The 15216-nt window shown below is 57.2% G+C and carries 8 protein-coding genes; 7 read left to right on the plus strand and 1 reads right to left on the minus strand.

All coding sequences use genetic code 11. The features are described from left to right. The 5 genes from tssI to ACIOWA_RS22605 all read left to right on the plus strand — a co-directional run. A partial coding sequence (gene tssI / locus ACIOWA_RS22585; protein ID WP_401162009.1) for a type VI secretion system tip protein TssI/VgrG occupies positions 1-2010 on the plus strand: 2010 nt, incomplete at its 5' end. 2 nt (positions 2011-2012) lie between these two features. Beyond that, the gene (locus ACIOWA_RS22590) at positions 2013-5204 is read left to right on the plus strand and encodes a phospholipase D-like domain-containing protein (protein WP_401162011.1); all 3192 of its coding nucleotides are present in this window, start codon (positions 2013-2015) and stop codon (positions 5202-5204) included. Next, positions 5201-6310: a hypothetical protein gene (locus ACIOWA_RS22595; protein WP_339466783.1), complete on the plus strand. Its 1110-nt coding sequence runs from the start codon at positions 5201-5203 to the stop codon at positions 6308-6310. Before ACIOWA_RS22590 ends, ACIOWA_RS22595 begins: the two co-directional genes overlap by 4 nt. A 31-nt stretch (positions 6311-6341) precedes the next feature. Then, positions 6342-7448 (plus strand): hypothetical protein, encoded by a 1107-nt coding sequence (locus ACIOWA_RS22600; protein ID WP_401162013.1) that lies wholly within the window; start codon positions 6342-6344, stop codon positions 7446-7448. 31 nt (positions 7449-7479) lie between these two features. Continuing rightward, positions 7480-8586, plus strand: coding sequence for a hypothetical protein (locus ACIOWA_RS22605; protein ID WP_401162015.1), 1107 nt, complete (start codon positions 7480-7482; stop codon positions 8584-8586). A 33-nt stretch (positions 8587-8619) separates the two neighbouring features. On the opposite strand, the gene ACIOWA_RS22610 is transcribed toward ACIOWA_RS22605, so the two are convergent. Beyond that, the gene (locus ACIOWA_RS22610; protein ID WP_401162017.1) at positions 8620-9600 is read right to left on the minus strand and encodes a diaminopimelate epimerase; all 981 of its coding nucleotides are present in this window, start codon (positions 9598-9600) and stop codon (positions 8620-8622) included. 166 nt (positions 9601-9766) lie between these two features. Between ACIOWA_RS22610 and ACIOWA_RS22615 the strand changes: the two genes are divergently transcribed. After that, positions 9767-10918 (plus strand): MFS transporter, encoded by a 1152-nt coding sequence (locus tag ACIOWA_RS22615; protein ID WP_401162019.1) that lies wholly within the window; start codon positions 9767-9769, stop codon positions 10916-10918. Positions 10919-11295: 377 nt separating this feature from the next. After that, positions 11296-15189 carry an amino acid adenylation domain-containing protein gene (locus tag ACIOWA_RS22620; RefSeq protein ID WP_401162020.1) on the plus strand — a complete coding sequence of 1298 codons (3894 nt, stop codon included), beginning with the start codon at positions 11296-11298 and terminating at the stop codon, positions 15187-15189. Positions 15190-15216: the final 27 nt, after the last annotated feature.

The following is a 15216-nucleotide window of genomic DNA, read 5'->3' on the forward strand; positions in this document are numbered from 1 at the left end:
AGCCAGCCGTGCCCGGATCGCGACTATTGCGTGCAGTACGACGAAACCGACCTGCATTTCGTCCAGCGTCTGTGCGAAGAGGAAGGCATTCACTATCACTTCCAGCACAGCGAAAAAGCCCACCTGCTGGTGTTCGGCGACGACCAGACTGTGTTCCCGAAACTCGGTCAGCCGACCGCTTACGTGCAGGGCAGCGGCATGGTCGCCGACGAACCGGTGATCAAAGGCTTCAAGCTGCGCCTGGAAACCCGCACCCGCCGCGTCACCCGCCGCGACTACGACTTCGAAAAACCGCGCCTGCAAATGGAAGCTGCTTATAAGCCTGAAGGCGACAGCACTGAGCCGGATCTGGAAGACTACGACTACCCCGGCCGCTTCATCGACCGCGCGCGCGGCAAGTTCCTCAGCCAACGCGCCCTCGAACGCCACCGCGCCGACTACCGCCAGGCTGAAGGTCGCGGCGACCAGACCACACTGGTCAGCGGCCACTTCATGGAAATGTCCGACCACCCGCGCACCGAGTGGAATGACCTGTGGCTGCTCACCGAAATCGTCCACGAAGGCAAACAGCCGCAAGTCCTCGAAGAAGGCGTGACCAGCGACACCACCGACAACAAAGACGACTTCCACCAGGGCTACCGCAACACCTTCCTCGCCACCCCGTGGGACGTGTTCTATCGCCCGCCGCTGGAGCACCCGAAACCCCGCGTCCTCGGCAGCCAGACCGCCCACGTCACCGGCCCCAAAGGCGAAGAAATCCACTGCGACCAATACGGCCGCATCAAAGTGCAGTTCCACTGGGACCGCGAAGGCCAGGCCGACGACAAAACCAGCTGCTGGTTGCGCGTTTCCAGCTCTTGGGCCGGCGACCGCTACGGCGCCATCAGCATCCCGCGCATCGGCATGGAAGTCCTCGTCACCTTCCTCGAAGGCGACCCCGACCAACCGCTGGTGACCGGCTGCCTGTACCACAAGGAAAACCCGGTGCCATACGCCTTGCCGGCAAACAAGACGCGCAGCGTGTTCAAAACGCTTAGCTCGCCGGGTGGTGGTGGGTACAACGAACTGCGCATTGAAGACAAGAAAGGTGCGGAGCAGATCTACATTCATGCGCAGCGGGATTGGGATGAAAACGTAGAGCATGACCAGAAGATTCGGGTCGGCAACGAACGCCACGACACCGTCGAGAAGAACACCTACACCGAGCTCAAGGCCGAAGAACACCGCACCACGATTGCCGACCGAAAAATTGAAGTGAAGGCCGACGATCACCTGTCCGTGACCCAAAACCAGCACATCAAACTCGGCACCGCTCAATTGACCCATGCCGGGAAAGAAATCCACCTGAAGTCTGGCGACAAAATGGTGATCGAGGCGGGAACGGAACTGACCGTGTTGGGTGGCGGTAGCTTTATCAAGCTTGATGCTGGCGGCGTGACGGTGGTTGGGCCGGTGGTGAAAATCAATGCCGGGGGGGCTGCGGGAACCGGGTCAGGGATTGCGATTTTGCTGCCGAAACTGCCGATACCACCGCCGTCAGCCAAACCCGGTAATTTGCTCGACACCGCCCAACCCGGCGTCATCGCACCACCGGCCAAGCCAAGGGAGTATTTCTTCGATATCAAGTTGACTGACGTCCCGGGGGACGAAGGTTTCCCGTTGGCACACACCGCTTGGTCGATTGTTCAGGACGGCGAGCAGGCCCCCTTGCTAGAAGGTCAAACCGACGACGACGGACGGGTCAACATCGATGAAACCCAGCGTTTGAAGTTGTCCCAAGCCTATGCGACCAAGGGCCCTCTGTGGCTCTGCTATCCGGGGCAACGCGTGCCAGTGGCGCTGCATGACGAACCCTCGGAAGCCGACAAGGAGCGCTTCGCCCTCGCCGCCCTAGACTTTCACGACAGCGCCAAACATGGCCGGATCAGTACGGCGAACAGTGAACGCAGCAAACAGGATCTGCTCGCCGACGGCAATCCGTACAACCAGTTGCAAACCAGGGACGAATGACCATGACGGACTCAGCAACGCCTTACAACGGCATTCGCCACAAAGAAATCAGCCAGATCAATACAGCTCAGGGCAAGGCCCTGCCAGCGGTGAACGCGCCGGACTTCTTCATCCAGGACGAGTCGGCCTTCGCACCCAAGCGCAGCGGCAATGACGTGCGTTTCTTCACCACCGGCGAGGACTACTACAAGGATCTGGCCACTGAAATCGGCAATGCCCAAACCTCGATTTTCATCACGGGCTGGCAAATCAACTACGACGTCACGCTGGACGGCAAACAAAGCCTTTGGGAATGCCTGCACGCCGCACTGGTGAAAACGCCGACCCTCAAAGTCTTCGTCATGCCGTGGCTGAGTCCCGCAGCTAGCGTCGGCACCCACGACTTCGAAACCATGCTCGCGGTATTCCAACTCAACGCAGGGCTCGGCGGCGCGCGCGCATTTTGTACACCGGCCATCCAGCAAAGCGACATGAAAGGCCTGGGTTCAACATTTTCTCACCACCAGAAATGCGTGGTGATCGACAACAAGATCGGCTACGTCGGCGGCATCGATCTGGCTTACGGGCGTCGTGATGACAACAACTTCAGCCTTGATGCCCGCGATCGCAAGGGCAACGACGCGTACAACCCGGGAATTCCGCATCTGGGCTGGATGGATAAACATACGCATGTCAGTCGTACCGGCCTACTGATGGGAACGCTGTTCGACCTATCCAAACCTTCTGTCGACCTTTCTGTCGGCCCCGTCAAAGTTCCTGCGCCTAACCGCGCAGAGGTGATTAATGGTGCGGTTCGTCTGCAAAACTTCTTCTCTAGTCCCGCATTGCCGATAGTCGAGCAAGGAGCAAAGGTCTTCAATAGCGCCAAAGCTGTCGCGGGTAACTTTGACCCCTTGGCCGGCGCAAGAAAATACCTGACCGATACGCTCATTCGACAAATCAGCGCACTGGTCCAACACAACTGGAAAAGACTGCCAATCGCAGAGCCTCTGCAAAGCCAGATGAAAGTTTGGATCGAACAAGTCGAAAACACCAAAGGCAGCCTGAAAATGGCCTTGCGTATGAAGAGCTATGAACTAATTAACAATTGGATGAGCTCAACCGATCTTGGGCGTATGGTCGGCATGTTCTGCGACAAGGGCTACGACGCCATACCGACTGACAAAATGGCTTGGCTAAACAATATCAACCAGGTCGCAAGCTCGCTTATGGGCCACCTATATGCTCTGTTTCAAAACCGATTAGAGAGTCATGTCGAACCCTATCATTACCTAAAACACACACCACAGCCGCTCGCTTCTGGTGATTACAGTCGTCTAGGTGACGACCAGCCCCGCATGCCGTGGCAGGATGTCCACAGTCGCATCGAAGGGCCTTCGGTCTACGATTTGTCACGCAACTTCATTGATCGCTGGAACGGCCAGCAAGCCTACATAGCCGACATCAAAAACCTGGAAAAAACGGATGTCGTCGCGGCGCTAATGGAATGGTTGAACACTTTGACCAAGCAGGCAGGCTTGCCCCATCACCTCGATAGCAACAATCGTCTGCAACTGAACCTGCCGATGCCCAAACCAGTGTGGATCAATCAGCCGGCTTCCCTGCCGACGACGCCACAAGCAGTGACAGGTAAGGTCAGTGTGCAGGTTTTGCGCAGTGCTTCTGCAACGATGACTGCACAGGAAGCCAAAGGCCGTAGCCGAGCCAAGGTGAATTTACCATTACCCCCAGGCATCAATGCCGGTGGTGTGCAAGCCAACTGCCACAGCGCAATGCTGCAGACGATTTCCAGTGCGCAGCATTTCATCTACATCGAAAACCAGTTTTTCCAGACCGATTTCGGTGATGAAGGCGAACTACCGGCCAGTAAAGCAATGTCTGGTCCGATGGCCAGTCTGCGGGACCCATCCACCTTGAATCATGACTTCGTGGCCCGCATCAAACTAAATGAAGCATTGACTGATCAGGACTTTACCTTGATCGACTGGAAAGAAGTCGACGCCATAAGTCAGCAACCCGGTGCCGAAGCGCGTAAGTTTATCGACAGCTTCCTAAAAATCTGGCAAACCAACGCTCAAGGCTGGCTAACCCGAAAACTCGGCAAAGAACAGAAACTAACCAATAGCATTGGTAAGGCACTTGCTGACCGAATTGGACGAGCAATCAGGGAAAACCGCCAGTTCCATGTTTACATGATCCTGCCGGTACACCCCGAAGGCGCGCTCAACGTGCTCAACCTGATGCATCAGATTCATTTGACTATGCAAAGCCTAGTGTTCGGCGAACAGAGTCTGGTTAAGCTCATTCAGCGACATATGGCGCTGAAGTCGATGATGGATCGCGGCGCTAGCCGGGAAGAAGCAGCCAAAATCATTGAGCGCAAGGACAGCTTCGGACAGCCCGTATATGCCCAGCAAGACTGGACAAAGCACCTGACCCTCCTAAACCTCCGCACTTGGCACAATTTCAAGAGCGGCAGAGTGGTAACCGAGCAGATTTATGTTCACAGCAAACTGTTGATTGCAGACGATCGCGTAGCGATTCTAGGCAGCGCCAATATCAACGATCGTAGTCTTTACGGCATGCGCGACTCGGAACTGGCGGTGATCGTGCGTGACAGCGAGCCGACATCGATCATGCTCGACGGCAAAGCTACGCATCAGGTGGGTAAAAGCATCAATAAATTACGCAGAGACTTGTGGAAGAAGCACTTCGGCATAGGCCTCACGACAGGCTCTGTCAAACCGGCAAGCGATTTGGGTAAGTACCTTGACCAACCCGCTGCCGAGAAAACCTGGAGAGAAATACAGTCGCAGGCCAAGCTGAATACGGCCGCCTATGAAAGCTCCTTTGGGTTCATTCCTCGAAACAAGTCAGGAAAGCAAGCGGCTTCCATCTGGCCTACCTGGAGCTACAGAGATCCGGACAACGCAAGGCTCGGTGGCCAGTTAGTAGCACCTATGCCGTATGAAAACGGCTTTTGGGAAAGTAAAACACTGACCAAAGAACCCGCCTATATCGCGCCTGTGGGCATCAAGGGCTTCATCACCGAGCTACCGATAAAATGGACACTCCATGAAAATAACAACTCAGACTTGAACATCACCATCCTAGCCAACGTCCCGGACAAAAATGATGATCGCGCACTGGCCTGTGTGGACGCGCCAACGCAAGAGGAAATCAAACACTCATGAAATCGTATACCTGTCTCTTGATTGTCAGTTTGGTTGGCTTGTGTGAAATAAGCAGCGCTGAAGAGCCGAAAAAAGAATGCATCGGGCGGACTACATTTAATGCGCTCGAAAGCATGGAGTGGGCCACCTACCCCACCGCTAAGCATCTGATCAGCGAGGGTGGCGGGCATACGTTCAGCAACAACATAAGTGCCGAGCATGAGTACCTTAGCTACAACAATGACCAAATTACGGTCAGAGTGAGTGGCATCACAACCATTGAAGATTTCCAGACACAACGTAATGCCATTGTTCATAAGGGTGAGATGGCTAAAAGAGAGGTAATGGAGGAAATCGAAACGAACAAGAAGCTGCTGCAGAGCATCAGCACGATGGGATATAGCCAAGAAGTCTTAGATCGACAGAAAAAAATAATCGCTGATCTGGAAAAATCCGTTGCCCAAACTGCCATCGAAGAACATGACCTAGGCATTAACGACTCGCATGTCCTCGGCAGTCAGACAACGCCAACCGAGGTTCTTCTTTGGCGCAACAACCGAATCTATTACTTCAATTTCAAAACACTGGATCAAGAACGGAAGAACGCCATCAAGGATCTGATCGCGAGTTTCGAACCTCGCAACCTCTACCAAGTGCCTACTGGCCCGGGCGTGTGCATGCCCTACGGTTTCATCCATGACGACGGTAAAACCGGATTCAGCGTGAAGAACAGCCTGCGTTTCACCAGCACGCCCAATGTGATTTTGAGCCTGATCAACGCCTCGCAAGGCGACCCTACAAAACCCACTACCGGCACCTACGACACCGACTACCGCCCCGGCTACGACGCGGAGAACTGGAAAAAGTCGAAGATCATGGAAAAGTTCTACATCGGCAAACACATGACCACCCTCGAAGGCTGGCGCTTGGACCCTCGGCCGGAATCCGCCGAGCAGGATCGCGCCTGGTTTGCCATAGCCCATGTCGGCGGTTTGGTCAGTCCGTTGATTGCGGCGCAGATGTTCACCTTTCAAAAAGGCACTGACGGTTTGAAGGACCTGACGCCTGCGCCCGAGGCCGTCATCCCGAAGTTTCTGAAACTGACGCAGAGCATCAGCTCGCAATAACAGAAATCTCGCTTCGAAATGAGCACAGTTCATGACACGAGTCATCATCACACTCGCCAGCCTTTTACTGGCCGCACAGTCCGCATCTGCTGACGCTACCTTGCAAGAATGCCTGGGACGTACCAAATTCCAGTCACCGGAAGCATTCGAATGGGCAACGTTCCCAATTGAGCGCAGCAATATAAAAGGCGCTGGCGGGCATGTTTTTTCAAAAAATGTTCACGCTGTGGGTGACTACGTCAGTTACGACTATGATGAACTTACCGTCAGAGTCAGCGATATCACAACACGTGAAGAATTTGATAGGCAGCGCAATGCCATTGTTCACGAAACCGAAATGTACAAAAACCGGCTAAAGGAAAAACTTGATACCAACAAGCATCTTTTGGTATCGATCAAGGAAATGAACTACCTCCCCGACACCATCCAAAAACAGGAAGCCATAATAAAAAATCTAGAAGAGCAAATACCTAAAATAAAAAAACACGAGCATGACTTGGGAATTCCTGATTCACATGTATTGGGCAGCGAAAAGACGCCCTACGAGTTCCTGCTGTGGCGCAACAACCGGGTGTTCTATTTCCATATGAACAAACCCGCCGAGAATACAGCGCAGCGGATCAAAGACCTTGCCACCCGCTTCGAAGCCCGCGACCTCTATCAAGTGCCCGAAGGCCCAGGCGTTTGCATGCCCTACGGTTTCATTCATGACAACGGCAAAACCGGTTTCAACGTGAAGAACAGCCTTCGCTTTACCAGCACGCCCAACGTAATCATGAGCCTGATCAATGCCTCGCAAGGGGAACAGGCCAAACCTACCGAAGGCACCTACGACACCGACTACCGCCCCGGCTACGACGCGGAAAACTGGAAAAAGTCGAAGATCATGGAAAAGTTCTACATCGGCAAACACATGACCACCCTCGAAGGCTGGCGCTTGGACCCTCGGCCGGAATCCGCCGAGCAGGATCGCGCCTGGTTTGCCATAGCCCATGTCGGCGGTCTGGTCAGTCCGTTGATTGCGGCGCAAATGTTCACCTTTCAAAAAGGCACTGACGGTTTGAAGGACCTGACGCCTGCGCCCGAGGCCGTCATCCCGAAGTTTCTGAAACTGACGCAGAGCATCAGCTCGCAATAGCTGAAATCTCGCTTCGAAATGAGCACAGTTCATGACACGAGTCATCATCACACTCGCCAGCCTTATACTGGCCGCACAGTCCGTATCTGCTGACGCTACCTTGCGAGAATGCCTGGGACGAACCCGATTTCAATCACCGGAAGCATTCGAATGGGCAACGTTCCCAATTGAGCGCAGCAATATAAAAGGCGCTGGCGGTCATGTTTTTTCAAAGAATATCCACGCAGTGGGTGACTATGTCAGTTACGACTATGACGAACTGACCATCAGAGTCAGCGATGTCACAACACATGAAAAATTTGATAGGCAACGCAATGCCATTGTTCATGAAACCGAAAGTTTCAAGAAAATATTGCAGGCCGATCTGAAAACAAACGAGCGCCTGCTCGCATCGATCAAGCGAATGAATTACTCCGCCGACATCGTCAAAAACCAAGAAAAAGAAATCACGAAACTCGAAGAGCAGATACAACAAACCAAAAAATACGAACATGACATGGGCATTCCGGACGCCCATGTCTTGGGCACAAAAGAAACTCCCTACGAGTTTCTCCTCTGGCGCAACAACCGGGTGTTTTACTTCCATATGAACAAACCGACCGAGAATGCCGCGCAAAGGATCAAAGATCTCGTCGCCCGATTTGAAGCCCGCGACCTCTACCAAGTCCCCAAAGGCCCGGGCGTATGCATGCCATACGGTTTCATTCACGACGACGGCAACACCGGTTTCAGCGTGAAGAACAGCCTGCGTTTCACCAGCACACCCAACGTGATCATGAGCCTGATCAATGCCTCGCAAAGCGACCCGACCAAAGCTACCCGAGGCACCTACGACACCGACTACCGCCCCGGCTATGACGCGGAAAACTGGAAAAAGTCGAAGATCATGGAAAAGTTCTACATCGGCAAACGCATGACCACCCTCGAAGGCTGGCGCTTGGACCCTCGGCCGGAATCCGCCGAGCAGGATCGCGCCTGGTTTGCCATAGCCCATGTCGGCGGTTTGGTCAGTCCGTTGATTGCGACGCAGATGTTCACCTTCCAAAAAGGCACTGACGGTTTGAAGGACCTGACGCCTGCGCCCGAGGCCGTCATCCCGAAGTTTCTGAAACTGACGCAGAGCATCAGCTCGCAATAGCCGCATCACCCGCCTACAAATGTGGGTAACCGGCTAATCAGTTAACCGTGCCGTTCCGAACAAACGCACGCGGTTCAGTTCTCCCTTGTGTGCTTGCAGCAAAATGGGGGCAGTGCCGCCAGGCATCTCCACGTACACTTCTGCGGCCGTGACCCAGCCTGCACGCCACGCCGCGCAAGCCACCGCACTGGCGCTGGTGCCCGATGACGCCGTCGGCCCTTCGCCGCGTTCGAATACCCGCGCGATGATCCGCTGCGCTGATCCGCGCGCGGCCCATTGCAGGTTCACACCCGCCGGACACGGATTGCCAACGCCGGTCGGCATCGCGTAGGCAATCCGGGTCAGGCCTTCGGTCAGCGGTGAAACGCGCATCTGATCGTTGCTCGGCAAAGCGGCCGCATCGCTGAGCAGCGTCACGCAATGCGGATTGCCGATACGCACGAACTGGCTGTGGCGCCACGCGGGATCGAGTAGCGCCAAGGCAGGAACATGGCTCACGTCCCGCCCATTGAGCTCACGGCTTTCGACATTCTGCGCACCGACTGCCGATGGGCCGAATCCGGGTTGGCCGAGGTCAAGCCAAAAGCCTTTTACGCCTTCGACTTCGGCCGGTTTCACCGAGGTTTCCACCGGTTGGCCCTTGTCGTGATGGACGCGCAGCAGCGCCCCATGTGCCGGCAGCACACCTTGCTCGGTCAGCGCTTGGGAGAAAATCGTCAGGCCGTTGCCGCTGCGTTCGGCGAGTGTGCCGTCGGTGTTGACGATCAAGACATCAAACGGCGGCGCGGCCTGAAACGGGCCAACCAGCAACCCGTCGCTGCGGTGGGATTTGCTCCCCTCAGGTGCCTGCCCCTCGGGCCAGTCGCAACAAAGCGCTACAGCCAGATGACTCCACGCCTGCCGTGATGACGCACAGTCGTCGGCGCTGGCGGGTAACTCAATACCGGCCTCACGCAGCGCTTGGGGCGAAATCACCCCATAGAGGTTGCCTCGGGCATCGTAGAACTGCGTCATCACTGGCTCCTGAATCCGCGTTTGCAAAGCACATCACTTTACCGACTGGCACGATCCATGTGGGAGCGGGTTAGGATGTGGGCTGCACGTCCCGAAGGCCTGCGATCGAACCTCGACGCCCAGTCACTGTCCTTCGGGGACGCGATGTTTTTTGCCAAGGATCGATATGACCAGCCTCACCCCCCAAGACACCTTCGTCCCCGGACGCCTGCAACAGATCTCCACACGCATCGCGTTCTTCATCGCCGGGCTCGGCATCGCCGCGTGGGCGCCGCTGGTGCCGTACGCCAAGGCTCGGGCCGGACTCGATGAGGGCACGCTGGGACTGTTGTTGTTATGTCTGGGCGTCGGTTCGATCCTGGCGATGCCATTGGCAGGGATTCTCGCGGCGCGGTTCGGCTGTCGCCGCGTGGCAACCGGCGGCACGCTGCTGATCTGCGCGGCGTTACCGTTGCTGGCGACGGTGTCATCGATACCGGCATTGGTCGCCACGCTGTTCATGTTCGGCGCAGGGCTGGGCACGGTGGATTCGACGGTGAACCTGCAAGCGGTGATCGTCGAACGCGCCAGCGGCAAGCACATGATGTCGGGCTTTCACGGCTTGTTCAGTCTCGGCGGGATTGTAGGCGCGGCCGGCGTCAGCGCCCTGCTCGGCCTTGGGCTGACACCGCTGACGGCAATGCTGGTGGTGGTGGCGGTGCTGTTTGCCGCGTTGTGCAAGTGCGTGCCCCACATGCTGCCTTACGGTAGCGAAAGCGCCGGCCCGGCATTTGCCGTACCGCACGGCATCGTGCTGTTTATTGGCGGGATGTGCTTCATCGTGTTTCTCACCGAAGGCGCGGCGTTGGACTGGAGTGCGGTGTTCCTGACGCAGGAACGCGGGATCGAAACCGCGTACGCCGGTTTGGGTTATGCCGCGTTTGCCCTGACCATGACCGCAGGACGCTTGATGGGTGACCGGATCGTCCGCATTGTCGGCGCCACGCGCATTATCCTGTTCGGCGGTTTATTGGCGGCGGCAGGCCTGTTTCTGGCGACCTTCGCGCCGAGCTGGCAAGCCGCGCTGGTCGGCTATGCGCTGGTCGGCGCCGGCTGCTCGAACATCGTGCCGGTGCTCTACACCGCCGTCGGTAAACAAACCGTGATGCCGGAAAGCATCGCCGTGCCAGCAATCACCACACTGGGCTATGCAGGGATTCTGGCCGGGCCGGCGGTGATTGGTTTTGTTGCCCATGCCAGCAGTTTGAGTTTTGCGTTCGGGTTGATGGCGGTGTTGCTGGTGGCCGTGGCCATGGGTGGCAAAGTGTTGAAGGTCTGAACCGAGTGCACCTGCCGGATCAGGAGGACTTTTTGATTGTGCTGTTCTAACGCAAAGGTCAAAAAGTGGCGGCCTCCGTCAGCGCCTGCAGAAAATCCCCCTGTCAAAACTCACAAATCAGTTAGTTGACAGCGGCATTTCCTGCTTCTAAGTTAAGTGCCGACGTGTTACCAAATGCGTCAAGCCAACAACAAGAAACACCGCCAAGGATTGGCGTCAAGCAAAGGTTCCAGCCCCGCCTGACTCACCTGGCGCACCTCTGAAAAAACTGAAACGGCGCTTGCCGTCGATTCCGCCTCTGTCGCTTTTGCGCCAAGTGGAATAGGCACGCTATTGCCTGCAAAAAACCCGACGCAACGGAAGAAAGGATGACTCTTATGCGTGACGTACACCCGTGCCCGCTTTCCACGGCGCAACAGGAAGTCTGCCTGGCGATCAGCCAGAGCCACAGCAATCTTAACTACCACTTGTGCGACGTCATCGAACTGCGTGGCGAGCTGAATCTTGAGTGGCTCGAAGCCGCCATCCGCACGCAATTCCTGCAAACCGACACCTTGCGCGCGACCTTCGATATAGACCCGGCTACCGGCACCTATGCACAACACATTCAGCCTACCGATGCCCTTCCCGCCAAGGCGTTCGAAAGCCTGGACGTCAGTGATCACGCCAATCCTTTGGACGCCTACAAAGATCTGCTCGAGTACCTGCTGCACCAGGAAATGGATTTGCAACACGGGCCGCTGGCCCGTTACGTGCTGATCTGTCTCGCACCACAGCACTACCGCATGATCGAGTTGGCTTCACACCTGGTGGTGGACGGTTTCAGCCACGGCATTGTGTTCAGCAACATCACGGCCCATTACAACGCGCTCAGTCGTGGCGAGGCGGTCGAAAAACTCGAGCTGGCGCCGCTGTCGAGCGTGTTTGATGCGCAGGAGGACTATCGCCATAGCGACATGTACACCAAGGATCGTACCTATTGGCGCCAGTACTGCCTGAAGATGCCCGAGCCGACACAACTGGTGCCCGGTGATGCGCCGCTGATCAAACTCAATCGTCTGCGCAAGGTGTTCGGCGGTGAAACCCTGTTACAACTGCGCGCGGCGGCGGGCGAACATAAGCTACGCCTGTCGAGCATTCTGCTGGCGCTGTGCGCGACATACCTGCACCGCATGACCGGGCAAAACGAACTGGCCCTGGGCATGCCGGTGGCGGCGCGTCAGCTCAAGGCATTGCGCAATGTGCCGTCGATGGTCGCTAACATCCTGCCGCTGCACTTGTCGTTCACGCCTCAAAGCACTGTGCTGACGGTGGCGGCGAACGTGCAGCGACAACTGCGCCATCACCTTCTGCACCAAAACTATCGCAGCGAAAGCATGATCCGCGACCTGCACACCGAGCGTGGTAACAAGCCGCTGTTCAACACGCTGCTGAACATCGTTGCGTACGATCAAGGTCCGGGTTTTGCCGGTTGCGACACGACCATCCAGAACGTGGCCAATGGCCCGGCGGATCATTTGGGCATCGATATTTTCGACCGCCACGACGATGGTCGGCTGGAGATCGGATTCAACGCCAATGCCGATCTATATTCTGCCGAGGCTCTTGAACTGCACTATCAGCGCCTGACGGCACTGTTCGAACACTTCGCCAATTCGCCCCAAACCCTTGCGGCCGACTACGACTTGTTCCTGCCCCACGAGCAGCATCGCCATTACGCACTGCCTGCACATCAGGAAAAACTCCCGTTATTCGCCGAGGCCTTTGCCGACGCTGTGCGCGATTACGCCGAGCACCCGGCACTGTCGCAAGGCGCACGGACCTTGAGCTATGCCCGCCTCGACGATGACGCCACGCGCCTTGCGGTACATCTGCGTGAGCGTGGTGTGCAGGCCGGGGACTGCGTGGTGGTGATGTTCTCGCGCAGCCTCGAATGGGCAGTGGCCGCCGTGGCCCTGTTCAAACTTGGCGCCTGTTATGTACCGGTCGATCCGGATCTGCCCGAGGCGCGCATCGAACACATTTTCAGCGATGCCAGCCCGACCGTGGTGATCGTCGCACCGGGCAGTCAACTCAAGGTCGAGATCGCTGCCGACAAACTGCTATGGCTGACTGCCGAAACCCTCGCGCAACTACCGGCGGCTACGAAGCCTTTGTCGCCATTCGATGCAGGACTGCCGGGCTATCTGATCTACACCTCAGGTTCCACCGGCAAGCCCAAAGGCGTCGAAGTCACGCAGCGCAATCTGGTGCCGATCGCCCGCACCGCCATCAATGCCGCGCAATTAAAGCCGCACGCGCGAGTCTTGCAATTCATCGCTGCCGGTTTCGACATGTCGGTGCTGGAAATCATGATGACCTTGCTCGCCGGCGCTGAACTGGTGATCACCGACAAAGTCAGCAGTAGCCCCGGAAGAGCTTTGGCCACACTGGTCAAGCGTGAAAGCATCAACCTTTTGGTGATGACCCCGAGCCTGCTTGCCTGCCATCAGACCGAAGACTTTCCGCAGGACACCGTGCTCATGCTCGGCGGTGAGTCGTGTACACCGGCGTTGCTCGCGCGCTTCTCGCATTGCCGCCTGCTCAACGTCTATGGCCCGACGGAAACCTCGTTCGCCACCTCGATCAACGCCTGCTATGGCACGGGGGATCTGTCGATCGGGCCGGCCACTGCCAACACGCGCCTGTATGTGCTCGACGGCCAGCAGCGCTTGCTGCCACCCGGGGCCTGGGGGGATCTGTTCATCGGCGGCCCGGGCGTTGCGCGCGGTTATCGCAACCGTCCCGACCTCACCGCCAAAGGCTTTGTTGCCGATCTGCTCGACGGCGCGAGCACGATGTACCGCGCAGGTGACCGGGTGTTCTTCGATCACGCCGGGCGCATTCATTACCTCGGCCGCCAGGACAATCAGATCAAACTGCGCGGTTTGCGCATAGAACTGGACGAGATCAAAAACGTTCTGCTTGGTTGCGCTGGAGTCGACGACGCCGCGGTGATGTTGCGTGAACTTGTCCACGGCCCGGCCATTGTCGGCTATGTCGCCAGCAAGGACTCCAGTCTCGACAGTCAGCAGCTCAAACAGGCACTGGGCCGGCATCTGCCGCAGCACATGGTGCCGAGCGTGATCATGTGCGTCGCCCAATTCCCGCTGACGCCCAACGGTAAATTGGCGATGGATCGTCTGCCCGCGGCGGTACTCTACGACGCCTGTGAACTGTCACCTGCGCAGACGCCAGAAGAAGCGGCGATGTGCAAGCTGTTCGCCGAAGCGCTGGACTGCAACGAAGTGTTCGCCAACCAGAGTTTCTTCGACCTCGGCGGCCATTCGCTGCTAGGGCTGCAACTGATCAGCCGGATCAAGGAGCGGTTTGGTGTTGCTCTGGGCATCGCCGATTTCCTCGCAGCCCCCACCCCGCGACAACTGGCCCAGCGTCTGCAAAACAACAGCGGTGACAGCGATCCATTCGACGCCGTTCTGACGCTGCGCAGCGAAGGTTCACGGCCACCGCTGTTCTGCATCCATCCAGGCGGCGGGATTGCCTGGCCCTATGCCGGTCTGCTGCCGTTTCTGCCGGAAAATCAGCCGTTGTACGCGTTGCAATCGCCAATCCTGCGCGATCCGACGCGAGTCATCGAATCACTGGATGATCTGGCCGCAGAATACCTTCAACGCATCGTCGACCTGCATCCCGAGGGGCCGTATCAACTGGCCGGTTGGTCGGTGGGTGGCAACCTCGCGCTGCGTATTGGCGCGATGCTGCAGGCGCGCGGGCGTGAAGTGAGCTTCCTTTGCATGTTCGACAGCTACCCGCTGCAAGGTGGCCAGGCTTCGTTGAAACTTGACGACGCGATGATCATCAGCCGCATGACCCGCGCCATCGTCGGCACGCCCCGTGCAGGGCTCAAGGGGCTGAAAAGTGCGATGGAAGAAGTGCTCGGCAGCCGGCATATCGGCGATGAGTTCCTGACCCGTCTGGTAGACGATTCGAAGCGGATGCTGGAGTTGCTCGCACGTACACAGTACGAGGTGTTCAACGGTGATTTGCTGTTCATCCGCGCCACCACCGACATCCTGCGTCAGGACGAACAGCAGCCAGCCTTGTGGGCGCCGTACATCAGCGGTGAGTTGATCCAGCACGACGTTGAGGCGCCGCATGAATGCCTATTGCAGCGGCAGTATCTGGAACAATTCGGCAAGCAGTTTGTCGAGGCGTTGCTGGAGAGCCAGGTAACGAACACGCATGAGGAACAGCAAATCCTCAGCGTGTAAGGGCTCACTGGACACCATTGCGGTGCC

The sequence above is a fragment of the Pseudomonas sp. NPDC087614 genome, assembly GCF_044743485.1.
Classification (GTDB): Bacteria; Pseudomonadota; Gammaproteobacteria; order Pseudomonadales; family Pseudomonadaceae; genus Aquipseudomonas; species Aquipseudomonas baetica_A.